Annotated in this window: 23 protein-coding genes and 1 pseudogene; 15 read left to right on the forward strand and 9 right to left on the reverse strand. The window is 60.5% G+C overall.

Translation table 11 applies throughout. The annotated features are described in order from the left end of the window. The first annotated feature begins 36 nt into the window (after positions 1 to 36). The 4 genes from DOU54_RS03505 to DOU54_RS03520 are packed head-to-tail and all read left to right on the forward strand — an operon-like array spanning position 37 to position 5491. Positions 37 to 984 carry an ABC transporter permease gene (locus tag DOU54_RS03505; protein WP_044458894.1) on the forward strand — a complete coding sequence of 316 codons (948 nt, stop codon included), beginning with the start codon at positions 37 to 39 and terminating at the stop codon, positions 982 to 984. A 12-nt stretch (positions 985 to 996) separates the two neighbouring features. Further along, the gene (locus DOU54_RS03510) at positions 997 to 1869 is read left to right on the forward strand and encodes an ABC transporter permease (RefSeq protein WP_169692170.1); all 873 of its coding nucleotides are present in this window, start codon (positions 997 to 999) and stop codon (positions 1867 to 1869) included. A 21-nt stretch (positions 1870 to 1890) separates the two neighbouring features. Beyond that, positions 1891 to 3675, forward strand: coding sequence for a gamma-glutamyltransferase family protein (locus tag DOU54_RS03515; protein WP_113730668.1), 1785 nt, complete (start codon positions 1891 to 1893; stop codon positions 3673 to 3675). 4 nt (positions 3676 to 3679) lie between these two features. Further along, entirely contained in the window at positions 3680 to 5491 is a 1812-nt protein-coding gene (locus tag DOU54_RS03520; RefSeq protein WP_113730748.1) for an ABC transporter ATP-binding protein, read from the forward strand. A gap of 39 nt (positions 5492 to 5530) precedes the next feature. On the opposite strand, the gene DOU54_RS03525 is transcribed toward DOU54_RS03520, so the two are convergent. From DOU54_RS03525 to DOU54_RS03555, 7 genes are all read right to left on the reverse strand, one after another. Beyond that, positions 5531 to 6340, reverse strand: coding sequence for an inositol monophosphatase family protein (locus tag DOU54_RS03525; protein WP_113730670.1), 810 nt, complete (start codon positions 6338 to 6340; stop codon positions 5531 to 5533). Further along, on the reverse strand, positions 6337 to 7173 hold the full coding sequence (locus DOU54_RS03530) for a glycerophosphodiester phosphodiesterase (protein ID WP_113730672.1): 837 nt from the start codon (positions 7171 to 7173) through the stop codon (positions 6337 to 6339). Before DOU54_RS03530 ends, DOU54_RS03525 begins: the two co-directional genes overlap by 4 nt. Position 7174: 1 nt before the next feature. Then, complete coding sequence (locus DOU54_RS03535) at positions 7175 to 8209, reverse strand: ABC transporter ATP-binding protein (protein ID WP_113730674.1); 1035 nt, start codon at positions 8207 to 8209, stop codon at positions 7175 to 7177. Between the two features lie 9 nt (positions 8210 to 8218). Continuing rightward, positions 8219 to 9043 (reverse strand): ABC transporter permease, encoded by an 825-nt coding sequence (locus DOU54_RS03540; protein WP_004444541.1) that lies wholly within the window; start codon positions 9041 to 9043, stop codon positions 8219 to 8221. A gap of 1 nt (position 9044) precedes the next feature. Continuing rightward, the gene (locus DOU54_RS03545) at positions 9045 to 9893 is read right to left on the reverse strand and encodes an ABC transporter permease (RefSeq protein WP_210274067.1); all 849 of its coding nucleotides are present in this window, start codon (positions 9891 to 9893) and stop codon (positions 9045 to 9047) included. Positions 9894 to 9925: 32 nt separating this feature from the next. Continuing rightward, complete coding sequence (locus tag DOU54_RS03550) at positions 9926 to 11077, reverse strand: extracellular solute-binding protein (protein ID WP_034497849.1); 1152 nt, start codon at positions 11075 to 11077, stop codon at positions 9926 to 9928. Between the two features lie 234 nt (positions 11078 to 11311). After that, positions 11312 to 11515 (reverse strand): CsbD family protein, encoded by a 204-nt coding sequence (locus tag DOU54_RS03555; protein WP_004444538.1) that lies wholly within the window; start codon positions 11513 to 11515, stop codon positions 11312 to 11314. Between the two features lie 244 nt (positions 11516 to 11759). Between DOU54_RS03555 and DOU54_RS03560 the strand changes: the two genes are divergently transcribed. The 6 genes and pseudogenes from DOU54_RS03560 (at position 11760) to DOU54_RS27835 (ending at position 16517) form a co-directional block, all read left to right on the forward strand. After that, positions 11760 to 12167 carry a low affinity iron permease family protein gene (locus DOU54_RS03560; RefSeq protein ID WP_113730676.1) on the forward strand — a complete coding sequence of 136 codons (408 nt, stop codon included), beginning with the start codon at positions 11760 to 11762 and terminating at the stop codon, positions 12165 to 12167. Positions 12168 to 12250: 83 nt separating this feature from the next. After that, positions 12251 to 12867, forward strand: a pseudogene (locus DOU54_RS03565) (flavodoxin family protein). 194 nt (positions 12868 to 13061) lie between these two features. After that, entirely contained in the window at positions 13062 to 13379 is a 318-nt protein-coding gene (locus DOU54_RS03570; protein ID WP_113730678.1) for a PepSY domain-containing protein, read from the forward strand. Between the two features lie 39 nt (positions 13380 to 13418). Continuing rightward, positions 13419 to 14021, forward strand: coding sequence for a general stress protein (locus DOU54_RS03575; RefSeq protein WP_006700454.1), 603 nt, complete (start codon positions 13419 to 13421; stop codon positions 14019 to 14021). Positions 14022 to 14093: 72 nt separating this feature from the next. Then, the gene (gene katE, locus DOU54_RS03580) at positions 14094 to 16247 is read left to right on the forward strand and encodes a catalase (RefSeq protein WP_072493731.1); all 2154 of its coding nucleotides are present in this window, start codon (positions 14094 to 14096) and stop codon (positions 16245 to 16247) included. A 138-nt stretch (positions 16248 to 16385) separates the two neighbouring features. Further along, positions 16386 to 16517 (forward strand): hypothetical protein, encoded by a 132-nt coding sequence (locus DOU54_RS27835; RefSeq protein WP_286079852.1) that lies wholly within the window; start codon positions 16386 to 16388, stop codon positions 16515 to 16517. Between the two features lie 54 nt (positions 16518 to 16571). On the opposite strand, the gene DOU54_RS03585 is transcribed toward DOU54_RS27835, so the two are convergent. Both DOU54_RS03585 and DOU54_RS03590 read right to left on the reverse strand, forming a co-directional pair. Then, positions 16572 to 17366, reverse strand: coding sequence for an SDR family NAD(P)-dependent oxidoreductase (locus DOU54_RS03585; protein ID WP_113730680.1), 795 nt, complete (start codon positions 17364 to 17366; stop codon positions 16572 to 16574). A gap of 9 nt (positions 17367 to 17375) precedes the next feature. Continuing rightward, positions 17376 to 18545 (reverse strand): zinc-dependent alcohol dehydrogenase, encoded by a 1170-nt coding sequence (locus DOU54_RS03590; protein WP_113730750.1) that lies wholly within the window; start codon positions 18543 to 18545, stop codon positions 17376 to 17378. Positions 18546 to 18749: 204 nt separating this feature from the next. Here DOU54_RS03590 and DOU54_RS03595 point away from each other — a divergent pair, with 204 nt between their 5' ends. The 5 genes from DOU54_RS03595 to DOU54_RS03615 are packed head-to-tail and all read left to right on the forward strand — an operon-like array spanning position 18750 to position 23652. Beyond that, a complete protein-coding gene (locus DOU54_RS03595) occupies positions 18750 to 21152 on the forward strand; it encodes an FdhF/YdeP family oxidoreductase (RefSeq protein ID WP_113730682.1) in 2403 nt (800 codons plus the stop codon). An 18-nt stretch (positions 21153 to 21170) separates the two neighbouring features. Further along, positions 21171 to 21773 carry a c-type cytochrome gene (locus DOU54_RS03600; protein ID WP_193603290.1) on the forward strand — a complete coding sequence of 201 codons (603 nt, stop codon included), beginning with the start codon at positions 21171 to 21173 and terminating at the stop codon, positions 21771 to 21773. Continuing rightward, positions 21770 to 22372, forward strand: coding sequence for a cytochrome c oxidase subunit II (locus tag DOU54_RS03605; RefSeq protein ID WP_193603291.1), 603 nt, complete (start codon positions 21770 to 21772; stop codon positions 22370 to 22372). The genes DOU54_RS03600 and DOU54_RS03605 overlap by 4 nt, the downstream gene beginning before the upstream one ends. A 4-nt stretch (positions 22373 to 22376) precedes the next feature. Then, positions 22377 to 23264 carry a cytochrome c oxidase assembly protein gene (locus DOU54_RS03610; protein ID WP_113730684.1) on the forward strand — a complete coding sequence of 296 codons (888 nt, stop codon included), beginning with the start codon at positions 22377 to 22379 and terminating at the stop codon, positions 23262 to 23264. Then, on the forward strand, positions 23245 to 23652 hold the full coding sequence (locus DOU54_RS03615; RefSeq protein ID WP_072493721.1) for a c-type cytochrome: 408 nt from the start codon (positions 23245 to 23247) through the stop codon (positions 23650 to 23652). The genes DOU54_RS03610 and DOU54_RS03615 overlap by 20 nt, the downstream gene beginning before the upstream one ends.

Genomic DNA, 23652 nt, shown 5'->3' on the forward strand with positions numbered 1-23652 from the left:
CGGCCGCCAAGACCGGACCAAAACGGGGGCAATGCCATGCCTGTTTATATCGGCAAGCGACTGCTGGTCGCGATCCCGACGCTTCTGATCATTTCCATTTTCGTTTTTTCCCTGCAGAAACTCCTGCCGGGCGATCCCATCCTCGCGATGGCTGGCGAAGAGCGCGACCCCGCCACGATCGAATTCCTGCGGGAAAAATATCGCCTCAACGACCCCGTGCCGATGCAATATCTCAACTGGCTCGGCGGCGTGGTGACGGGTGATTTCGGCATTTCGTTGCGCACGAACCAGCCGGTTCTGGAACTGATTGCCCAGAAGCTGCCGGTAACCATTCAGCTGGCTGTCATGGCGATGTTTTTTGCCATGATCATCGGCATTCCCATCGGCATTCTGGCCGCCGTCAAGAAGAATACGTGGATTGACTACACGGCCAATATCGTTGCGCTTTCTGGCCTGTCCATCCCGAATTTCTGGCTCGGCATCATGCTCATTCTGCTGGTATCGGTGAAACTCGGCTGGCTGCCGGCATCGGGTTATGAATCGATCTTCGTAGACCCTGTCCGCTCCATCGAAACCATGATCATGCCCGCCTTCGTGCTGGGCAATGCACTGGCGGCGACGCTGATGCGCCATACACGTTCGGCGATGGTGGCGGTGCTCAGCTCCGATTACATCCGCACCGCCCGCGCCAAGGGGCTTTCCCCGCGCGAAATCATCCTGTCTCACAGTTTCCGCAACGCGCTTCTGCCCGTTATCACGCTCTTGGCGCTGCTCTTCGGCGAACTGCTGGCCGGTGCGGTTCTGACGGAGCAGATTTTCACCATTCCCGGTTTCGGCAAGATGACCGTGGATGCGGTCTTCACGCGTGATTATGCCGTCGTGCAGGGCATCGTGCTCTGCACCGCCGTCGGCTTCATCCTCATGAACCTGCTGGCCGACATTGCCTATGTCCTGCTCAACCCCCGCCTCAGGGCGACAATCTAAGGCCCTGATATCATGACCGTTTTGGATCAAAACCTTTCGATACCGGCGACGCAGCAGGAAAGCCGCGCCTGGAAAAAAATGAAGCGCAACAAGTCGGCGCTCGCCGGCTTGATCATCGTCGTGTTTTTCGCCGTGCTGGCGATTGCCGCGCCGATACTGCCGATTGCCGACCCCGTCGCGACCAGCTGGTCGGCCATCCGCAAGGCGCCGTCGGCGGCCCATTGGCTCGGCACGGATGATCTCGGCCGCGATATTCTCTCGCGCATGATCTATGGCGCCCGCGCTTCGCTGATGGCCGGCGTCGTCTCCGTCATGATCGCCGTGGTAATCGGCGTCCCCTTCGGGTTGATCTCCGGCTATTTCGGCGGCTGGGTGGATATGGTCATCTCCCGCATTACCGAAGCGCTGCTGGCCATGCCGTTCCTGATCATGGCGATTGCGCTTGCCGCCTTCCTCGGCCCGAGCCTTACCAATGCGATGATCGCCATCGGCCTTTCCGCCATGCCGATCTTCGTGCGGCTGACGCGCGGGCAGGTGCTGGCCGTCAAGATGGAGGATTATGTCGAGGGTGCAAGGTCTATCGGCCTCAACCACATCGACATCATGACCCGCTACATCCTGCCGAATGTCTTTGCCCCGATCATCGTGCAGGCGACGCTGACGGTGGCGACCGCGATCATCGCGGAGGCGAGCCTTTCCTTCCTCGGCCTTGGCCAGCAGGCGCCCGCACCTTCCTGGGGTTCAATGCTGAACACCGCCAAGAACTTCTTGAGCCAGGCGCCATGGATGACGATGTGGCCCGGCATTGCCATCTTCCTCGTCGTCATCGGTTTCAATCTTCTGGGCGATGGCCTGCGCGATGCGCTCGATCCGCGCGAAGCATGATTTTTTACAAGGAATATCGGAATGACTGATTTCACCACACGCCCTGAAATCCTCGGCACCTTCGGCGTCGTCACCTCAACCCACTGGATCGCCTCGGCAGTTGGCATGGCAATCCTCGAGAAGGGCGGCAATGCCTTCGACGCCGCCGTCGCCACCGGCTTCGTGCTGCAGATCGTCGAGCCGCATCTGTGCGGTCCGGGCGGTGATATGCCCGCCGTGTTTTATTCGAAGCAGAAGGACAAGGTGGAGGTCATCTGTGCCCAGGGCCCGGCTCCGAGCGGTGCGACGATTGAACATTATACTTCGGAAGGTCTGAAGCTCATCCCGGGCGATGGGCTGCTCGCCACCGTCATTCCCGGCGCCTTCGATGGCTGGATGCTGATGCTGCGCGACTATGGCACGATGACCGTTCGTGAGGTGCTGGAACCGGCCATCTATTATGCCCAACATGGGCATCCGACGCTGCCGCGTGTCTCTGCCACCATCAAGGGGCTAGCCCATTTCTTCGAGAAGGAATGGCCGACTTCCTACGAAACATGGCTGCCGGGCGGTGCCGCACCGGAGCCTCACGCCAATTTTCGTAATCCTGTTCTGGCGGCGACCTATCAGCGGATCATCACTGAAGCTGAAGCGCGTTCTGGCCGCGAAAACCAGATCGAGGCGGCGCGCGATGCCTTCTACCGGGGTTTCGTTGCGGAAGCCATCGACAGTTACGTCAGCACTTCAGAGGTGATGGATGCCAGCGGCACAAGGCACAAGGGTGTGCTGACGGCGCAGGATATGGCCGGGTGGAGCGCTACCGTTGAAGCGCCGCAGACGCTCGATTACCACGACTGGACGATTGCCAAGACGCCAGCCTGGGGCCAGGGTCCGGTTCTGCTGCAATCGCTTGCGCTGCTGAAGGGCTTCGACATTGCGGCCATGGACCCGTCCGGTCCCGATTTCATCCACACCATCGTCGAAGCCATGAAGCTCGCCTTTGCTGACCGCGACGTCTATTACGGCGATCCGGAATTCGGGCAGATTCCGACGGAATATCTCCTGTCGGAAGGCTATAATGCCGGACGTCGCGCGCTGATTGGCAGCGAGGCCTCGCTGGAGCTGCGCCCAGGCATCGTGCCGGGTTACGAAAAGCAGGTGGACGCGACAATGGCGATGCTGGCGGAAATGAGCGGCAAGGGCACCGTCTACGAGCCGACCATGTCGCATCTGACCGAAAAGCGCGGTGACACCGTGCATATCGATGTCATCGACCGCTGGGGCAACATGGTGTCCACCACCCCGTCGGGCGGCTGGCTGCAGTCGTCTCCCATCGTGCCGGTCCTCGGTTTCGCGCTCAATTCCCGCGCCCAGATGTTCTGGCTGAAGGAAGGCCTGCCGACCTCGCTTGCACCGGGTAAACGCCCGCGCACCACATTGACGCCCTCGCTTGCGCTGCATCAGGGCCGGCCTTCCATGGTCTTCGGTACGCCGGGCGGCGACCAGCAGGACCAGTGGCAGCTGCCCTTCTTCCTGCGTTATGCCCACCACGGCAAGAACCTGCAGGCGTCGATCGATATGCCCTTGTTCCATACCTCGCATTTTCCGGGTTCGTTTTATCCGCGCACCAGTTCACCGGGTGAAATCATGGTGGAGGGCACGGTGGGTGAGGCGACGCTTGCCGAGCTTCGCCGTCGTGGCCACCGGGTTACCGTTGCCGATGCCTGGTCGGTCGGGCGGCTCACCGCGGCGCGCCGCGATGCGGACGGCCTGCTGCGGGCCGCCGCAACACCGCGGTTGATGCAGGCCTATGCGGTGGGGCGGTGAGACCATGGAGACAAAACCAGTCCTCTCGGTCCGCAACCTCACCACCTCCTTCCTTGTCGATGGCGCATGGAAGAGTGTCGTGCGTGATGTCTCCTTTGATGTCGCGCCCGGTGAAACCGTCGCCATTGTCGGGGAATCCGGTTCCGGCAAATCCGTGACGTCGCTGTCGCTGATGCGCCTGCTTGCCCCGGCCTCCAGCCGGATAGAAGGCGAGGTGCTGCTTAACGGCCGCGATCTGCTTTCGCTTTCCGAAAAGGAAATGCGCGGTGTACGCGGCAACGATATCTCGATGATCTTTCAGGAGCCGATGACGTCGCTCAATCCGATCTTCACCATCGGCCGCCAGATTTCGGAAGTTCTCATTCGCCATAAGGGGCTTTCGAAACACGAGGCGCGGGCCGAGACGGTGCGGCTTCTGGAAAAGGTCCGAATTCCCAACGCGGCGGGCCGTTTCGACGAGTATCCGCACCAGTTCTCAGGCGGCATGCGCCAGCGCGTGATGATCGCCATGGCGCTCGCCTCACGACCGAAACTGCTGATCGCCGACGAGCCGACGACGGCGCTCGACGTGACCATTCAGGGCCAGATCCTCGACCTGATCAAACTGCTGCAGGAAGAGGAGGGCATGTCGGTGCTCTTCATCACGCATGACATGGGCGTCGTGGCCGAAATCGCCGACCGGACGATCGTGATGTATCGCGGCGACGAGGTCGAGACCGGGCCGACCGAGGAGATATTCAAACGCGGCAAGCATCCCTATACACGGGCGCTGCTTTCGGCGGTGCCGAAGCTCGGCTCGATGCGTGACCGGCAATGGCCGACGCGTTTTCCCGTGCTCGATATGAAGACCGGTCTTTCGACTGAGCCTCAGGAGGTGGCCGAGACCGTTGCGAGCGGTCAGACGCCGGTCCTGTCGGTGAAGAACCTTGTGACGCGTTTTCCCATCCGGTCCGGCCTGCTGGCGCGCCAGACGGGTGCGGTTCACGCCGTTGAAAACGTCTCCTTCGATCTCTGTCAGGGTGAAACGCTGTCGCTTGTGGGCGAATCCGGCTGCGGCAAATCCACCACCGGCCGCTCGATCATGCGGCTTGTTGAGCCGTCGTCCGGCGATGTGTCACTCGATGGTTATGATGTGATGCGTCTCGATACGGTCGGGCTCCGCAACATGCGCAAATCCGTGCAGATGATCTTTCAGGACCCGTTCTCCTCGCTCAATCCGCGCATGACGGTGGGTACGGCAATTTCCGAACCCTTCATCAAGCATAAATTGGGCACCACGAAACAGGCGAAGGAAAAGACCGCCGATCTTCTCGAAAAGGTCGGCCTTTCAGCCGACATGGCCAATCGCTACCCCCATGAATTTTCGGGCGGCCAGCGCCAGCGTATCGCCATTGCCCGTGCGCTCGCCCTCGATCCGAAGGTTATCGTCGCCGATGAGAGTGTGTCGGCGCTCGATGTCTCGATCAAGGCGCAGGTGTGCAATCTGCTGCTCGACCTGCAACATAGCCTCAACCTCGCCTTTCTGTTCATCTCGCATGACATGGCAGTGGTGGAGCGTGTCAGCCATCGTGTCGCGGTGATGTATCTGGGGGAGATCGTCGAGATAGGCCCGCGGGCGGCTGTTTTCGACAATCCGCAGCATCCCTACACAAAAAAGCTGATGGCGGCTGTGCCAGTGCCCGATCCGGCAAGGCGGGGGATAAGGCGTGGCATATCCAATGACGAGCTGAAGAGCCCGATACGGGCTATTGGATATGAAACACCTGCGCGAAACTACAGGACGGTATCGCCCGGCCATCTGGTGCAGGTGGCCTGAGGCGGGTGCTGCGGTATCAGTGCTTCGAAGAAGAAGCCGTTATGCCGGGTTTTTGAGCGGAACGCCTCGCAGGTGGTCCATCAGGTAAGCATGGGTCGCGGGATTGGCGACGATCAGCGTGCCCGTCTTTTCGTAGAATTCCGGACCGCGACCCCACCAGTCAGTCACGATTCCGCCCGCCTCCTGCACCAGCAGGATGCCGGCTGCGGTGTCGACGAAACCGGTTTCCTCATAATAACCGGTCAGCCGGCCGCAGGCCACGTAAGCGCATGAATTGGCGGCGCTACCGACCACACGGACCGCGCCGATAGGGGCGCGGATTGCGTCGAGGCGCTGATAGGCGCCTTGATAAAGCTGGAGATTGGGCGTCGGCAGGCCGGTGCCGACGCACATCAAGGCAACATCGGTGCTGGCATTGACCTGCAGGCGCTCGTCGTTGAGATAGGCGCCTTCCCCCTTGATCGTCGTAAACATCTCGCCGGAGACGGGATTGTAGACCAGTCCGCATATGGTCTCGTCGCCGCGCCTGAGCGCGATGGTGATCGTGTAATGTTGGCCGAAGAGGAAATTGGTGGTGCCGTCGATTGGATCGACCAGCCAGCGATGATCCTGATCGGCTCCTTCCACAGGCGCAAATTCCTCGCCGGTCAGTCCCCAGGGATATCGGCCGAGCAGACGCTTTCGGATCAGCGTCTCTGAATCCCTATCGGCGTCGGAAACGAAGTCTCCCGGCCCCTTGACGCCGATCTCGATGTCGCGAAAGCGCCGGAAATGGTCGAGCGTCAATGCGCCGGCTTCGCGGGCGGTGGCGACCATGTGCTCGAGGATGGCGCTGTAATTGACTGTCATTTGCTGAAAACCTCCGCCAGCCCTTCTGGATCATCGGTGGTGATCTGGTCCACCTTGAGCCCTAAAAGGCGCGTCACTTGCTCGATGGATTGCGGCGTGACGCTGTTGATCGTCCAAGCATCCACACGGCGGCCCGCGGCATGGATCGGGGCGATGATATCGACACCAGCATCCGCAGCTGCAAGCACGATCTCGTACGCGAGGTAGATCATGTCCGCATCGGGTGCTGTGGCAAGTGCGTCTTCGATGAAGCCCAGATAGTTTCCGCTTGCCTTCAACTCTGCAAGGGTGCCGCGATGGCAGGGGTCATAGCCAGTGCGAAGGCCGGGGGCCGAGCCAGCCAGCGCGGTAATAGCGTCGAAATCGCCGCCTGACAGGATCACCGACTTTGCGATGGGTGAAACGCTTATCCCGAAGCCGGCGACCACCTGTGGGGCAAGCGCCTGCCGGTTTTCCTTGAAATCGAGCTGTAGCAGGGCGTCGGGATGAACGGTGTCGTCCGCAAGCAGGGCGCAAAGGTCTTCGAGCAGCATCACTTTCGAAGCGATTGGCTGGCCGTCATTATCGCGCAGGTGAAGCTGTCGCAGGGTTGCGGCGGATGTATCGCGTACCCGGCCGGTGCCAGTGGTTTCCCGCTCCAGCGTCCGGTCATGCAAAACGGCGCAACCGTGATCGCCATGAATGACGAGATCGACTTCGATGCTTGCACCGAGCCGCATCGCTTCGATGATACGCTCCCCCGTAAAGACCGGATCGGAAGCACGGCGGCGGCCGCGGTGCCATTTGAGCCAGGTTTTGTGGCCGTTGCGGTCGATGAGTATCGGATGGGTCATGTCAGCTCCGGTAGATCGGGCGGTTGTCGCGATAGGCCGTGATGGAACGGGGCGAAATCCGTACCCCCTGTCCCGCCCGGAACATATCCGGATGGGAGACCATGGATTTGATCCTGGTACCATCGGTCAGATCAAGGTCGACAAGGCCATGGGTGCCATAATCCGTCACCCGGTGCACACTCCCCTCCGGTGTTTCGGAGGTCGCCAGATCGATGGCTTCCGGGCGAATGGCGAGAATGGCCGGGCCATCAGAGATGGGAAGCGGAAAGGTGAAACCAGCGCGCATGAAGTTCCCATTTGAAACCGTGCCCTCAATCAGGTTCATGGTGCCGATGAAGCCGGCGACGAAAGGGGTCTGCGGCTCCCGGTAGATCACATTCGGCCGGTCGATCTGTTCGGTCTTGCCATTCGCCATCACGACGATGCGGTCTGCCATGGAAAGCGCCTCGTCCTGACCGTGAGTGACGAACAGCGTGGTGATGCCGAGACGCTGCTGGATATCCCGAACCTCTTCCCGCAGCCTTTCGCGCAGATGCTGGTCGAGACTAGCGAAGGGCTCGTCAAGAAGCAGGATTTTCGGCTCCAGAACCAGCGAGCGGGCAAGCGCCACACGCTGCTGCTGGCCGCCCGAAAGCTGGCTCGTGGCTCGCTCGCCATAACCGGAGAGACCGACGAGTTCGAGCACGGCCTCCACTTTCTCCCTGATCACGGCAGCCGGCATGCGGCGCAGTTTGAGGCCGAAAGCAAGGTTTTTGAACACATTCATGTGGCTCCAGAGCGCGTGACTCTGGAATACCATGCCGGTCGGTCGCCGCTCCGGAGGCAGGCGGGTGACGTCTTCGCCATCTATGGTGATTTGCCCGCCTGTCGGTTGCTCGAACCCGCCAACCATGCGCAGCAATGTCGATTTCCCCGAACCGGAGGGGCCGAGAAGGCAGACGAGTTCGCCATCAGCGACATCGAGCGAGAAACTGTCGACTGCCTTGGTACCACCGGAAAAGCTTTTCGTGACCTGGCGAATGTGGAGTACGGACATGTAGATTTCCTAACCGCCGAAACCGCGGGCAAATGCGCCGCCTCCGATGACGCGGCGGGCGAACATGAGGGCAATGAAGGACGGCACCCAGAGCAGGACGGACAGAACTGCACCATACTGGATGACCATCTGATTGTTGATGTAGCTGATCATCAAAACCGGCATCGTACGAATGCCGGGCGCCCCGATCAGCCATGCACCTTCGGTCTCATAAAAAGTACCAACGAAGCTCAGCATAACGGCGGCGGCAATAGTCGGTCCCGCCTGTGGCAGGGTAATTGACCAGAAGACCCTGAGCGGGCTGGCGCCGACATCCCGGGCGGCTTCTTCCATGCGCCGATCGACGGCCTGGAAGGCCGCCACGGGAATCCAGATCATGAACATCAGCGTGCCGACCAGCTGGATGAGAACGACGCCCCAGAAGGTACCGATGAGGTTGAGCTGCAGGAAAATGGCGGCAATTGCCACCAGAAGGCCGAATTTCGGGAAGGCGTGGCCGGCGAGGAAGGAGAAGAACAGGAGGTTACGGCCGGGAAAGCTCATACGCGCGAAGGCGTATGCAGCAGGAAGGCAGATCACCGCCGAAAGCAGCGTCACAACCGTCGTCAGCCGCAGGCTCAGCATCAAAGCGTTCCACACGTCAGCGCGGCCCAGTGTCTGGCCCCAGAACCGGAAACCGAACTGTTGTGGGATGACATTGGGGAAACGCCAGACCTCGGTGAATGCCCATGTGCCCACAACAAGCAGCGGCCCGACGATGGCGATGGTGAGAAGCGTAGCAAAAAAAATGCCGGGCCAGTCCATGCGGGCCCGAGCCCGCGTCATCGTCGTCATGTCATTTCCCCTGGTTGCGCGCGACCGAACGCACATAAAACAGGCCGAAAGCAATGCAGAAACCGAAAGCGATGACGGCCTGTGTCATGGCGCCGATGGGATCCTGCACTTCGCGCAGCGTGCGCTGCATGAAAGGGCCAAGCATTTCGGGAGAGGCCGGTCCGAGAAGATATGGAAGGGTGAAGGAGGAAAAAATGCCGAGCACCGAAAAGGAAAGCGCCACGAGAATGGAATTGGTAATGCGTGGCAGGATGATGTGACAGAAAACCTGCAGCGCGTTTGCGCCGACATCCCGCGCCGCCTCTACCGACTGGTTGGCAACGCTTCCAAGCCCCGCGAGCAGGATAAGCACGGTCAGCGGAATATTGTCCCAGACAAGACCGATGACGGGTCCCCAGGGCGTGAGATAGGGCGTGCGGATTTTCGGCAGGTCGACGGCGTTGAGCAATATGTCAACCATGCCGTTCGGACCGAGAACGCGGATGAAGGCGAAGGCGAGGATGATGGAGGGCACGAACATCGGGAATATGGCCAGCGCCTGCACGTAGGCCGAGAGGCGGCCCTGCGAAAAGCGCAGGTAAAGCGCGATCGGCAGGCAGATGACCAGCAGGAGGATCGCGCAGACCATCGTCGTCCACAACGTCACGGCAAGATTGTCGAGACTGTAGCGGTCCGAGAAGAAAAAGTCGTAGCTGGAAAGGTCGAAACGCGTTTCACCATTCGCGTCGATGCGCCAGACAGTGCGGCCGATGGCGTTGATCGCTGGCCATATAACGAGCCAGATCATCAGGAATACGGGTATGGCAACGAGCAGGAGGCCGCTTGGCCTCCTGCCTGACGTATTGTCCATGAGCGGGCGAGCCACTCCTTCTGCGACTTCGGTCACGACTTGCGGTCAACGTTGGGAGCGACGTTGCGATACCAGCCATCATTAATGGCGGTTTCCCATTTACCGGCTGGGAAGGTTGGAATAGTCTGGGGGATGATGTCGGCGAAACGCTTGCGCAGTTCTGCCGGCACAAAGTCCCAGGAAACGCCGGGGAAGCCGCCAAGTTCGGTGAGGATTGCCCCCTGGATTTCTTCCGACAGCACGAAATTCGCGAGCTTCAGGGCCGCATCGCGATTGGCGCCGTTCGCCAGTACGACGGCACGCGAAAAATTGCCGCACAGCGCGAGATCCTGAAGCTGCACCAGACCGGTTTCCTTCGGCAGAACGCCCTGGTCGATGGCCTGAAGCACCTGGTCGGACCAGACCGGGGTCATGGTGACGACGCCTTGGGAAAGAAGCTGCAACGACTGGGTGTTGCCGGACGAGTAGGCGCCCTTGTCGTAAAGCGACGGTGCGATGTCCTTGAGCAGTTCCCATGCCTTGCCGAGCGCCTTGTCGCCTGCTTCCGGCGTGTAATTGTCGACAGTGAATGCCTTGGGATCAAGGCCGTTCGCCTGATGGATGGCGCGACGAACAAAATTGCCGCCCGAACCGCCCTTGTCGGGGCGGTTGTAAACGAATTGACCCGGATTGGCCTTGATCCAGCTGACGAGCTGATCCCATGTCTTCGGCGCATCCGCCGGCTTCAGCTTGCTCGTGTCATAGGCGAGCAGGACCTGGCTGCCGCGATAGGGCAGGCTGTACTCGCTCTGGATAGCGAGCGGGTTGACACGCGAATAGTTGGAAAGCCCGGCCTTCGCCATGTTCACATAGATACCGGCTTCGATGGCGCCGGCAGGCAGCAGTGGATCGGCCGTTTCGAAATAATCGGCCTGCGGATCGGTACCGGTCTGCTTCGCGGCAACGGCGCGCTCGCCGATGGCGATAATACCGGCGCCGTCGCCGGCGTCGACCAGATTGAGCTTCAGGCCAGGATTGGCGGCTTCAAAGGCGGGCTTGATCGTGTTGGACCAGAAATCGAGGATGTTTGTATCCGAACTGGTGTACCAGTCGATCGTGCCTGCAGCGGCGAAGCTCATGCGCGGTGCAAGGGCGAGACCGGCGGCGGCGCCTGCGGCGGACATCATAAAGGTGCGGCGTTTCATCTATGTCTCCGATATTGTCGGCGCGAGTGGAACTGTCGAGCGCTGCCCGAGGGGCTGGTAGGCGCAGGCCAGTCGTTGCACAGCCGTGCATTTTTGGACCAGCCGGCGGCGGTTCTAATGTCTTTCCATAACGCTTTCGTGACAGTCCGCCCGCGACGCCTCGGAGCCGCGCGCTCATATCGCGCTTATTCGCGACGGAGCATAAAGAAAAACCCCGCCGAAGCGGGGTTTCCGTTACCAGGTCTGGCGACCATACCAGTCGTCAATGTCTTTTCGGGTGCGGTCCTTCTCGTAACCATAGCGCTCCTGAATCTTGCCTTCCAGCTGTTCGCGCTTGCCGTTGATGACGTCAAGGTCATCGTCGGTGAGTTTGCCCCACTGCTCCTTGACCTTGCCCTTCATCTGCTTCCAGTTACCTTCAACACGATTCCAATCCATTGGATCCTCCCACTGTTTTTGGTCTGCACCTGTAAATGTGCGAAGGCAGATCGGGTTCCGGCAAAACGCGAACATCGCACCCGGGCTTGAAACATTGGGCGAAGATAAAGCGCGGCACAGAATTCCTTTCCGTGTGCGTTTCTGCATGACGGAACAATCGCTGCCCTCGATTGTTAGCTTCACTGGAAAGCCACGGTCCTTAGCGGGCTTTGCTTTCGTGTAGAGCCGCAGGGTTCAGCGTGTCATGAACAAGATCTTCACTCGCTTTGCGAGCCGTATCGCATCTTTCTCAGGTTCGCCCAGCGCCTTTGTCGTAGCGCTCGCCACCGTCCTCATCTGGGGCATCAGCGGACCCCTGTTTGATTTTTCGGAGGTCTGGCAACTCGTCATCAACACCGGCACAACGATCGTCACCTTCCTGATGATTTTTCTCGTACAGAATTCCCAGAACAGGGATTCCGCCGCGATGGAGGCGAAACTGGACGAGTTGCTGCGGGCCGTAGAGCAGGCGCGCGCCGACTTCATCGGCATCGAGCATCTGACGGAGGACGAGATCGAGGAGATCCGGACCCGTCTCGAAAAAGAAAACGGGCGGGAAAGCAACAAGCCGCCGCCCCATCACGCCATGGATCGTCTGCTTTCCCGGCGTTAGTCACCGGCCTCCTGACCGATGGCCGATCATTGTTCACAACACTTTCCAAACCCTGGAAAGACCGTATGGCAGAAGGAGTTACCATGTCACTCACCGTTCTTGCTCTGAACGCGACGCTCAAACCGTCGGCCACGTCTGAACCATCCTCCACCGAGAAGCTGCTGGACCTCATATTACGGGAATTCGCCCGCCAGGATATCAAGGCCGAGACGATCAGGCTCGCCGATCACGATATCAAGCCGGGCGTCAGTTCAGACGAGGGCGAAGGCGATGCCTGGCCGGCCATTCGGGAAAAAATACTGAAGGCCGATATCCTGCTCATGGGAACACCGATCTGGCTTGGCCAACCTTCGAGCGTTTGCAAGAGAGCGCTGGAGCGCATGGATGCATTCCTGGAGGAAACCGATGATGAGGGTCGGATGGTTTCTTATGGCCGGTTGCGGCTGTCGCGGTTGTCGGAAATGAAGACGGCGCCCATCATGTCTCGGCGGAGCTCTTTCAGGCGCTGAATGACGTCGGCTTCACCATCCCTGCCAATGCTGTTGCCTATTGGGTCGGGGAAGCGATGGGGTCGACGAATTTCGTGGATCTGGACAAGACGCCCGATGCCGTCAAAACCATGGTCAGCATGCTGGTGCGCAATACCGCGCACCTGGCGGCTCTTCTCAGGAATTCCCCGTATCCCGGCAGCGATCAGTAGCGCGGATTTTGTTCCGGCTGGTGAACAGGCACCGCCTCGGTCGCCGCGCGGAGGCGACGGTTCAAGCGGCACCCCCTCATTATTTTTTGGAACTCTCCGCCTCCCGCTTTGTTCGGAAGGTGCCTTTCCCGGGCCGGAAAGGCACCGTCTCCGACGGGAAGTATGGCTGATGGTGAAAAGGGAGGAAGACCCAAATGAAGAAGACTTTTTTCATGGCGTTGTTTGTTGGAGCCGGGGCTGTTTCGGCCTTTGCCCAGCAGGCTCCGACAGCAAATCCCGGTGGTGATACGCCGGCGGTTGTGACGCCGGATACGAAAAATCCGACGGCTCCGGTGGAAGGCGCCAACAGCTTTACGGAGGTGCAGGCGAAGAAGCGGATGGAGGAGTCCGGTTACACCGGGATCACAGGCCTCACCAAGAATGACAAGGGCGTGTGGATGGCATCGGGAATGAAAGACGGAAAAACCGTGGCCATAGCACTCGATTACCAGGGCAACGTCGTCGCCAGGTGAGGGCAGGACTTAAGCGCACGGACTTTTGGGAGAAACATGATGAGAACCGTAACTGCACTTTTTGATGATTATGATGATGCAAGTAACGCCGTCAGCGAACTCGAGCGCGCGGGCATCCCCTCAAGCGACATCAGCATTGTGGCCAGTAACGCCGACAGACGCCACGGCGAGGACAGCAAAGCCGCTGAAGGTGCCGGCACCGGTGCCGGCATCGGGGCCATTGTCGGCGGCGCCGGCGGCCTGCTGACGGGCCTCGGCATGATGGCTATACCCGGTGTCGGACCCGTCGTCGCCGCTGGCTGGCTGGCCGCCACCGCCGTCGGTGCGGCAGGCGGTGCTGTTGCCGGAGGAGCCACTGGCGGATTGATCGGAGCCATGACCCGCTCAGGCGTTTCGGAAGAGGACGCCAATGTCTATGCGGAGGGCGTGCGCAGAGGCGGAACTCTCGTCACTGCGCGGGTTGAAGACGATTTTGTGCCTGAGGCGGAGGCTATCCTCCGACGCTCGAACTGGGTCGATCCCTTCGAACGGCGTTCGGCCTATGGTCAGGAGGGCTGGACGCGTTTTGACGAAACGTCGAGGCCCTACGCCGCTGAAGATGTTGAGCAGGAGCGGAACCGATATCGCCGCTCGGCGCTTTGACAGGAGCATTCCTCACCGCCCACCGGGCGTGGCGTCCTGCCACGCCCTTGCGAAAAGCTTTCAGGAGTTACCATGGCCAAAAAACCGGACACCACCGCATCGGCGGGAAAAAGCGACGTTGTTACGATCCACGACCAGAAACTTTCCCGCGGCGAGGGCGGCGAGTTGCACCAGACCGCCGAAGGCGACGCACCCGTCTTGACGACAGCGCAGGGCGGGCCAGTCGCCGACGACCAGAATACGCTTCGCGTCGGTCCTCGTGGCCCGCTTGTCATGGACGATTTCCATTTCAGGGAAAAGCTCTTTCATTTCGATCATGAGCGAATTCCAGAACGTGTCGTTCATGCCCGCGGTTATGGGGCCCATGGCTATTTCGAGACCTACGATTCCCTAGCCGCCTACACGAAAGCGGATCTCTTCCAGCGTGCGGGCGAAAAAACCCCGGCTTTCGTGCGTTTTTCGACCGTGGCCGGCAATAAGGGCTCTTTCGATCTTGCGCGCGACGTGCGCGGCTTCGCCGTCAAGCTTTATACGCAGGAAGGCAACTGGGATCTCGTCGGCAACAATATCCCGGTATTCTTCATCCAGGACGCCATCAAATTTCCCGACCTCATCCATGCCGCAAAACAGGAGCCAGACCGCGACTTTCCGCAGGCGCAAACGGCTCATGATACGTTCTGGGATTTCATCAGCCTCACGCCCGAAAGCATGAACATGGTCATGTGGATCATGTCCGACCGCACCATTCCGCGGTCGTTCCGGTTCATGGAAGGGTTCGGCGTGCACACCTTCCGTTTCATCAACGCGAAAAACCAGTCGACTTTCGTGAAGTTTCACTGGAAGCCGAAGCTGGGTCTCCAATCCGTGGCGTGGAACGAGGCGGTGAAGATCAATGGTGCCGATCCCGATTTCCACCGTCGCGATCTCTGGGCGGCCATCCAGTCCGGCAATTTTCCGGAATGGGAGTTGCAGGTCCAGCTTTTCGACCAGGATTTCGCCGACAGCTTCGATTTCGATGTCCTCGATCCCACCAAAATCATTCCCGAGGAGATATTGCCGCCGCAGCCGGTCGGCAGGCTGGTTCTCGACCGCATGCCGGACAACTTCTTTGCCGAAACCGAACAGGTGGCGTTCATGACGCAGAACGTGCCGCCGGGGATCGATTTCAGTAACGACCCGCTGCTGCAGGGAAGAAATTTCTCCTATCTCGATACACAATTGAAGCGTCTCGGCGGGCCGAACTTCACGCACCTGCCCATCAATGCGCCCAAATGTCCCTTCGCGCATTTCCAGCAGGACGGCCACATGGCGATGCGCAATCCAACGGGGCGCGCCAATTATCAGCCCAACTCCTTTGGCGAAGGCCCGCGAGAATCGCCAGCGCGCGGCTTTACACATTTTGCAGGCGAAGAGCAGGGCGCCAAGGCGAGATTGCGGCCGGAGAGCTTCGCAGATCACTATAGTCAGGCGAGGCAATTCTATCTCAGCCAGACTCCTCCCGAACAGCGCCATATCGCCTCCGCCCTCACTTTCGAGCTGAGCAGGGTGGAGACGGTCGCCATACGTGAACGGATGGTGTCACACCTCCTCAACATCGATGAAACGCTTGCGTCGACAGTTGCCCAGAAGCTTGGTTTCCAGTCGATGCCTAAACCGGCGGAGGCGGCAGTGCCGACCCGACAGGACCTGGAGCCTTCACCCGCCCTCAGCATCGTCAATCGAGGGCCGCAACGTTTCGAAGGGCGCAAGCTCGGCATTCTCATTACGGATGGCGTCGACGCAAAATTGCTGCAGGGGCTGACCGAGGCTGTTACGGCCGAGAAGGCCGTCTTCGAGTTGATCGCGCCTAAAGTCGGGGGCGCCGTGGCTTCGGACGGCACTCTCATTAAAGCGCATTACATGATCGATGGCGGTCCTTCGGTTCTCTTTGATGCGGTGGCCTTGTTGACATCGGCAGAGGCCATCGACGATCTCGTCAAGGAAGCAACGGCCCGGGATTTTGTCGCGGATGCGTTCCAGCACTGCAAGTTTATCGGTTATGACCAGTCGGCCCTGCCATTGCTGGAAAAGGCCGGAATTGCCGATGCCATGGATGAAGGCGTCTTGCCTCTGCCGGGAGAAGACGGGTTGGCAGCCTTTGTTTCCGAACTCGGCAAGTTGCGCGTTTGGGCGCGCGAACCGTCGGTCAAGCTTGGGAAGGCATCAGTCCCTGTCGCTAACGGATAACGCAACCGGCGGCGTGCCCTCATCGTTTGAGGGAGCGCCGCGCCCGCGGCCAGTGCGCCGCAGCACCGGCAGACGAAAGTGCCGCCACATTTGGCGGCACTTCTCACCCGGAGGTCTTGTCCAGAGCGAGGTCTGATTATGAAGCTTGTCCGCGACAACGGATTGACCATCGTCCTTGTCCTTGCATCACTGCTGACGATCGGCGGCATGTTCGCCACAGGCTGGGTCGTTGAGGAAAGCCCGCACCACAAGCGCGGCACGGATGATTGAGGTGGAGTCCGGCCGTGCCGGATGTGGCTTCGTGGCGCCGGAAGTGCTGCGAGGCTATTTCCCATCCGGCTCTGCCATCTTGCGGTGTTGTCTGGCGAGCGTTTCCGCCGGCGTTACATTGGCCATCGCCGACATCAGCTTGTTTTTCCAGCCGGACACGACATCGCCCTCACCATTCATCATCGCCTCATAGCCGGCCTTGGCCACGAAACCGGGATCATCCTTCTTCTGTCTGCCAACGGGGGTGTCGAGCATGTCCGCACGCTCGAAGAACTCCGTGTCCGTCGCGCCCGGCATCAGGCAGGTTACCGTGACACCCGTGCCATCAAGCTCTTCGCGCAGCGCGAAGGAAAAGGAATTGATGAACGCTTTGGTAGCGTTATAGACCGCCTGAAACGTGCCCGGCATGAAACCGGCGATGGAACCCGTAAACAGGATACGTCCATTGCCACGCTGGCGCATTCCGCCTGCAAGGGCATGAACCAGCGCAATCGTGCCGCTGATATTGGTGGCGATGACCCGCTGGATGTCCTCCATTCTCTGATCGAGAAAGCCATCGCCCAGGCCCTGTCCTGCGTTGGCGAACAGAAGATCGACGGGCCGCGACGAGGCGGTGATGCGGGTGAGAAGCTCCTCCACGCCCGCCTGTGTCGAAAGATCGGCCCGCACCGCCTCTACCTGCGTGCCGGCCGCGCGCAGCCGGGTGGCCGCGGCATCGATGTCATTTTCATCGGCCACGATGATGAGGTCGTAACCATCCTGCGCGGCGCACCGGGCGAGCTCATAACCGATGCCGGACGAAGCGCCGGTGACGACTGCAAGGCCCTTGGTGGATTCTTCCCTGCTCATGATCACCTCCTACGGCTTCAGGACGACTTTGATGCAGCCATCGTCGCGGTGGCTGAAGGTGTTGTAGAGGTCGGGTCCTTCATCGAGGGTGGCGCGATGGGTAATGACGAAGGACGGGTCGATTTCGCCTCTTTCGATGCGGCCCATGAGGTTGGGTAGGTAGGCCTGAACGGGCGTCTGCGCCATCTTGAACGTCAGGCCGCGATTGATGGCGGAACCCATGGGAATTTTGTCAAGAAGACCGCCATAGACGCCGACCAGCGAGACCGTACCGGAATTGCGGCAGCAATAGATTGCCTGACGAAGTACATGCGGCCGGTCGGTCCCCATGAAGGTGGCGACCTTGATGCGGTCGATCCTCGAATCCCATCCTGCCGCGGGATCGGGCTCCGTTCCTACCGCATCGATACAGGCATCCGCGCCGCGACCATGGGTCAGTTCCATGATGCGGTCGTAAATGTCCTCGTCGAGGTAATTGAGCGTCATCGCGCCGGCTTTCGCCGCGAGATCGAGCCTCTCCTGCACGGCGTCGATGGCGATGACCCGTTCCGCACCGAGGAGAAAGGCGGAACGGATCGCCATCTGACCCACCGGACCGCAGCCCCAGATGGCAATCGTATCGCCCGGCTGGATGTTGCAGAAGTCCGCGGCCATATAGCCGGTCGGAAAGATATCGGACAGGAAGAGGACCTGCTCGTCGGTCAGACCGTCCGGAACCTTTATCGGCCCGACATCGGCGTAAGGCACTCGCATATATTCCGCCTGGCCGCCGCTGAAGCCACCGAGAAGATGGGTGTAACCGAACAGGCCGGCGGGCGAATTGCCCCACATCTTCCGCACCTTGTGCGGATCGGGATTGCTGCGTTCGCAGCCGGAATAATAGCCACGCTTGCAGAAGAAGCACTCGCCGCAGGCGATGGTGAAGGGGACGACCACGCGGTCTCCGACCTTGAGCGCGGTATTGTCCTTACCGACCTCAACCACCTCGCCCATGGTTTCGTGGCCCATGATGTCGCCGCTGTGCATGTCCGGCATGATGCCATTATAGAGGTGGAGGTCTGAGCCGCAGATCGCGCAGGCCGTGACCCTGATGATCGCATCGCGGCCATGCTCGATTTTCGGATCGGGAACGCTTTCGCAGCGAATGTCGTGTTTGCCGTGCCAGGTCAGTGCCTTCATGTCGCTCACCTTCATTGTCTGCTGGGTTGTCAGAAGCGCCCTTTGTCGAGCGGGTGCCTAACCGGGCGTCCGCGCGAAAGTTCCCCGCGGCACCGGGACCTTCTCGCTCCCGGCGGCAAGGCAGGGCGGAATTTTTTCTAGAGAATGGAAACCCGCCGCGCTTTCAGAGGTTCGGTTACTCAGCAATTCGGGAGTTCATCGCTCATGACATCACGACGCAAGGCAGCTCCCGATATCGGGTTTAAGCCCGGTCCGGCCGGCGGCTGGGGATCGGCCAAGTCGGTGGGAGAGGTGCTGTTGAGGGAACATGTTCCCCTGTCCGGTCCGACATTGCTGAAACACCAGAACAAGCCGCAGGGGTACATGTGCGTCAGCTGCGCCTGGGCGAAACCGGCCAAGATCCATCCCCTGGAATTTTGCGAAAATGGCGCGAAAGCCACCGCGTGGGAAATAACGAACCGACGCGCCGACAGTGCGTTTTTCGCCAGACACACCCTTGCCGAACTGGAGGGCTGGCGCGACTACGATCTGGAAGAGCAGGGCAGGCTGACGCAGCCGATGCGTTGGGACGCGGCCACGGACAGATATCTGCCGGTCAGCTGGCAGGCCGCATTCGAGGAGATCGGCCGGGAGCTGCGCGCTATCGCGCCGCAGCAGGCGGAGTTTTACACCTCAGGCCGCGCCTCGCTGGAAGCATCTTACATGTACCAGCTCTTTGCCCGCATCTATGGCAGTAACAATCTGCCGGACTCATCCAACATGTGCCATGAAAGCTCGTCCGTCGGCCTGCCCGAAAGCATCGGCGCTTCCGTGGGAACGGCGATCCTTTCGGATTTCCAGAATTGCGACTGCATTTTCTATATGGCGCAGAATGTCGGAACATCCTCGCCGCGACTGCTGCACGATCTGCAGGATGCGGTCGACCGCGGCGTGAAGATACTGACATTCAACATGCTGCGGGAGGCGGGGCTGGAGCGCTTCGTCAACCCGCAGTCGCCCGGCCAGATGCTGGCGACCCCCGCGACGCCGATCTCGACGAAGTATTACCAGGTGAAGAATGGCGGCGATATCGCTGCCCTTTTCGGTATCTGCAAGGCGCTTGTCGAGGCAGACGACGTGCTGCATGCGAGTGCCGCAAGCAAGGTTTCCGGCTCGGATGGGCAGCCGCGCGATCCGGCCAATGCGGCGGCGGTCGCATTTGCCGCTGCCATTGCCGCGGCTGACAAGAAGCATGTGCTCGATCATGATTTTCTTGCCGAGCACACGGCGGGTTTTGACGATTTCGCCGCTGCAGCCCGCCGCCATGAATGGGAGGAGCTGGAGCGCGTTTCAGGCCTGACCCGCGAGGAGATGATGGAAGCCGCCGCCATATATGCGGATTCCGACGCGGTGATGATGGTCTATGGCATGGGCCTCACCCAGCATGTGATGGGCGTGGAGAACGTTCACATGGTTGCCAACCTCGCGCTGCTGCGCGGCAATATCGGCAAGCCGGGTGCAAATATCTGTGCCGTCAGGGGCCATTCGAATGTGCAGGGCCAGCGTACAGTCGGCATTACGGAAAAACCCGGCCTCGTGCCGCTGGACAAGCTCGCCGACCTATACCAGTTCCAGCCGCCCGCGTGGGAAGGCCACTCGACGGTCGACAGCTGCAAATCCATTCTCGCCGGGGAAACAAAGGCTTTCATCAGCCTCGGCGGCAATTTTTTGCGGGCAGCGCCGGAAACCGAGGCGATGGAAGCCGCGTGGCGCAAGCTGCGGCTGACGGTCCAGATCGCAACGAAACTCAATCGCAGCCACGTCATCCACGGCGAGATCGCCTTTCTGCTTCCCTGTCTCGGACGCATCGAAATCGATGAACAGGCGACAGGGCCCCAGGCCGTCTCCATGGAAAGTTCCGTTGCGCATTTCCATGGTTCGCGTGGCAGGGCAAAGCCGGCCAGCCGGGAGTTGCTCTCGGAACCGGCGATCATTGCGGGCATGGCCGTGGCGACGTTGACGCGCGGCAACGTTCCTTGGCAGCAATGGGTTCACGATTATTCGCGCATTCGCGACGCCATAGAGCAAACCTATCCGGAAACCTTCAGGAACTTCAACGAACGGCTTTTCAAACCCGGGGGCATCCCGCGCCCATTGCCCGCAAGGGAGCGAAAATGGGTAACCTCAAGCGGCAAGGCGAATTTCCTGACCCCCGGCCGCCTGTTCCCCGAATTCCCGCCTGAGGCGTCGGGTCCGGACGTCCTGCACCTGTCGACGTTGCGATCCAACGACCAGTTCAACACGACCGTCTACGGCTATAGTGACCGTTTTCGCGGCGTGGAAGGAACGCGGCAGGTTCTGTTCATGAATGTCGATGACATCGCCCTGCTTGGGTTTGCCGACGGCGATATCGTCGATATCGTTACGGCAATCGAGCCGCAGACGCCAAGGGCGGTCCGCGGGTTCAGGATCGTTGCCTATGATATTCCCCATGGCTGTTGTGCTGGCTATTTTCCGGAAACCAACCCGTTGTTTCCGCTGAGCCATCATAGTCCGAAAGCGAAGACGCCATCATACAAGCTGCTGCCCGTCCGATTGACGCCGTCAACCACGGTTCCTTCCAACTGAGGATGCTCGAGGTGCGGGATGCGGAGGAGGGAAAAGGCCAATCGTTCAGCGACACTTCTATGGTCCGCTCTATGCGGTTCTTTAATCGGGGCAGCGGCGATCATGGGTTACTGGCGTGAACCGCGAACATTCCGCAGCGACCCTCCCGTAACGGCAGCGCTTGAGCGATTGCGCTTCATGCCCGTTCCTGTGGCCGGCGCGCCGCCGGAAGTTTATTTTGCTCTCGGCAGGCCGTTCGAAAACGGTGCTTATGATCTTTCCCAGGGAAAACGCCTCTATTCATGGTTCGGATGCCCGGCTTGCCACGGTGAAGGCGAAGGCGGCAAAGGTCCATCGTTTCTCGACGGTCAATGGATTTATGGACCATCCATGGTCTCTGTCGCGGCGTCGATCAGGGATGGCCGGCCGCACGGCATGCCGCCTTTCCGCGCCAGGATGACGACTGAAGAGATCTGGCAGCTTGCGGGATATGTGAGAACCATCGGGGCCTATTCGCCATCGGTGGCGGCCCCGGCCCGTAATGACGACCGTCAGACCCGTCCGGCTGAGAACCGGGCGCCTGCTGCCATCCTCTTCAACGAAGGGTCAGCGTGGAAAAGACCGGAGGAGCCGGTGCCTTGAAGATCGTCGCCGCTCTCCTTGCTGTCCTTACCCTGCTTTCGGGGTGCGGCGACGTTCAGTCGGTGCTGAACGCTGCGGGGCCGTCAGCGTCGATGTTGAAGAATCTGATCCTCTTCATCGTGGCGGTGAGCCTCGTCGTGTGGCTGGCAGTGATCGCGATCCTGATCCTGTCTCTCGTCAGAAGCCGGCGGGTGGCGCAGGACGAGACGGCAAGCGGCAAGCGATTGCAGCTTTTCGTCACGGGCGCGGTGATGATGACGGTTTTCATTGTCGCCGGCCTGACGCTTGCGAGCTTTCTTGCAACGCGGGCCATAAACTTCACCGGCGAGGCAGACTTGACGATACGTGTTCGCGCCCAGCAATGGTGGTGGCAGTTCATATACGAAGATGCGACACCGGATGGCGGTTTTCAGACCGCCAACGAAATGCACATCCTGGTCGGGCGGAATGTCCGGGTATTGCTCGAAAGCCCGGATGTGATTCATTCCTTCTGGGTGCCCAGCCTTGCCGGCAAGATGGACCTCGTTCGTTGGGCGTCCTCGTCGCGCTGGTTTTTTCCTTCGCACTCCTTCTTCAGGGGGCAGCGACATTGCTGCTGAACCCATGCGCGCGCTGACACTGATCTTCCTGTTGCTGGTCAGCGCCGGGCCGCTCTCGGCCCATGAGGGGGAGGCGCATCCGACGGCGATGATATGGACTTTCGATGGCTGGATCATCGGACCGCTGCTCGTCGCAGCCGGCCTTTTCAGTATCGGTTTTTTTCGGCTGTGGAGACGGTCGGGCACCCGCCGGTGGATGGCGAGGTCCGCCTTCGCCTTTTCCGGCGGCTGGCTTGTTCTGGTTGCTGCACTTGTCTCTCCGATCCATTCCATGGGCGAGCACCTGTTTACGTTCCACATGATAGAGCACGAGATGGTAATGGGGGTTGCCGCGCCGCTGATCGTGCTGGCGCGCCCCGTCGGTATCTTTCTCTGGAGCATGCCGCGCATGGTTCGTCGTCGTCTGGCTGCGGTGATGACCGACAGGCGCGTGCGGGCCAGCTGGAATGTTCTTGCCGGCGGGGCTGTGGCAACATCACTGCACGGGCTTGCCATCTGGGGCTGGCATGCGCCTGCGCTGTTCGATGCGACGGTGAGCGACATGCCACTGCACCGGATACAGCATCTCTTTTTCTTTCTGACCGCGATCCTGTTCTGGTGGGCAGTTTTCTGGCGCGCGGACCGGGGGCTTGCGGCCTGGCACCTGTTTGTCACGATGATGCATACCAGCATTCTCGGCGCCCTGATCGCGCTAGCGCCACAGGTGATTTACGTGGCCCAGACCCGAGACGCGCCGGCATGGGGCCTGACGCCCTTCGAGGACCAGCAGCTTGCCGGTCTCCTGATGTGGGTGCCTGGCGGTGTCATCTATGCCGGGGCGGCGCTCGCGATGCTGGCGATGTGGATTTCCCGGTCGGGCAGGGAGGACCGATATGGCGCGTCCCTTCTCTAGAACCGGCCTTATACTCGTTGCGGTGCTTTCGGCGGCGCTTGCCACGGGCATTGCGGTCGCAATCGTCAAGAACGTGTCACAGCGCGGCGCCGTTGCCACGGCAATGACTGGCGGTGATGCGCGCCTGGCGCGCGGGATTTTCCGGCGCTACGGCTGCACGGGCTGCCACGCGATCCCCGGCGTTGCCGGTGCGGACGGGAAGGTGGGGGGCGAACTACGTTCACTTCGCCAGCGGGTCTATATCGGTGACGGCCTCAACAACACACCGGACAACCTGATTCGCTGGATTGTCTCGCCGACGCATTTTTCGCGGCAGAGCGCCATGCCCGAAACCGGTATCACCGAGGCCGAAGCGCGCCATGTCGCGGCCTATCTTTATGCTCACTGA

The organism is Agrobacterium sp. MS2, assembly GCF_003261015.1.
In the GTDB taxonomy this organism is placed as follows: domain Bacteria; phylum Pseudomonadota; class Alphaproteobacteria; order Rhizobiales; family Rhizobiaceae; genus Agrobacterium; species Agrobacterium pusense.

Bases quoted from the DNA above. Each gene is read 5' to 3' on its own strand.
- DOU54_RS03515 (WP_113730668.1), top strand. From the start codon at position 1,891: ATGACTGATTTCACCACACGCCCTGAAATCCTCGGCACCTTCGGCGTC.
- DOU54_RS03520 (WP_113730748.1), top strand. From the start codon at position 3,680: ATGGAGACAAAACCAGTCCTCTCGGTCCGCAACCTCACCACCTCCTTC.
- DOU54_RS03615 (WP_072493721.1), top strand. From the start codon at position 23,245: ATGGCGCGTCCCTTCTCTAGAACCGGCCTTATACTCGTTGCGGTGCTT.
- DOU54_RS03530 (WP_113730672.1), bottom strand. From the start codon at position 7,173: ATGACCCATCCGATACTCATCGACCGCAACGGCCACAAAACCTGGCTC.
- DOU54_RS03595 (WP_113730682.1), top strand. From the start codon at position 18,750: ATGACATCACGACGCAAGGCAGCTCCCGATATCGGGTTTAAGCCCGGT.
- DOU54_RS03575 (WP_006700454.1), top strand. From the start codon at position 13,419: ATGAGAACCGTAACTGCACTTTTTGATGATTATGATGATGCAAGTAAC.
- DOU54_RS03535 (WP_113730674.1), bottom strand. From the start codon at position 8,209: ATGTCCGTACTCCACATTCGCCAGGTCACGAAAAGCTTTTCCGGTGGT.
- DOU54_RS03525 (WP_113730670.1), bottom strand. From the start codon at position 6,340: ATGACAGTCAATTACAGCGCCATCCTCGAGCACATGGTCGCCACCGCC.
- DOU54_RS03550 (WP_034497849.1), bottom strand. From the start codon at position 11,077: ATGAAACGCCGCACCTTTATGATGTCCGCCGCAGGCGCCGCCGCCGGT.
- DOU54_RS03510 (WP_169692170.1), top strand. From the start codon at position 997: ATGACCGTTTTGGATCAAAACCTTTCGATACCGGCGACGCAGCAGGAA.
- katE (WP_072493731.1), top strand. From the start codon at position 14,094: ATGGCCAAAAAACCGGACACCACCGCATCGGCGGGAAAAAGCGACGTT.
- DOU54_RS03585 (WP_113730680.1), bottom strand. From the start codon at position 17,366: ATGAGCAGGGAAGAATCCACCAAGGGCCTTGCAGTCGTCACCGGCGCT.
- DOU54_RS27835 (WP_286079852.1), top strand. From the start codon at position 16,386: ATGAAGCTTGTCCGCGACAACGGATTGACCATCGTCCTTGTCCTTGCA.
- DOU54_RS03590 (WP_113730750.1), bottom strand. From the start codon at position 18,545: ATGAAGGCACTGACCTGGCACGGCAAACACGACATTCGCTGCGAAAGC.
- DOU54_RS03555 (WP_004444538.1), bottom strand. From the start codon at position 11,515: ATGGATTGGAATCGTGTTGAAGGTAACTGGAAGCAGATGAAGGGCAAG.
- DOU54_RS03545 (WP_210274067.1), bottom strand. From the start codon at position 9,893: ATGGACAATACGTCAGGCAGGAGGCCAAGCGGCCTCCTGCTCGTTGCC.
- DOU54_RS03540 (WP_004444541.1), bottom strand. From the start codon at position 9,043: ATGACGACGATGACGCGGGCTCGGGCCCGCATGGACTGGCCCGGCATT.
- DOU54_RS03505 (WP_044458894.1), top strand. From the start codon at position 37: ATGCCTGTTTATATCGGCAAGCGACTGCTGGTCGCGATCCCGACGCTT.
- DOU54_RS03560 (WP_113730676.1), top strand. From the start codon at position 11,760: ATGAACAAGATCTTCACTCGCTTTGCGAGCCGTATCGCATCTTTCTCA.
- DOU54_RS03600 (WP_193603290.1), top strand. From the start codon at position 21,171: ATGCGGAGGAGGGAAAAGGCCAATCGTTCAGCGACACTTCTATGGTCC.
- DOU54_RS03610 (WP_113730684.1), top strand. From the start codon at position 22,377: ATGCGCGCGCTGACACTGATCTTCCTGTTGCTGGTCAGCGCCGGGCCG.
- DOU54_RS03570 (WP_113730678.1), top strand. From the start codon at position 13,062: ATGAAGAAGACTTTTTTCATGGCGTTGTTTGTTGGAGCCGGGGCTGTT.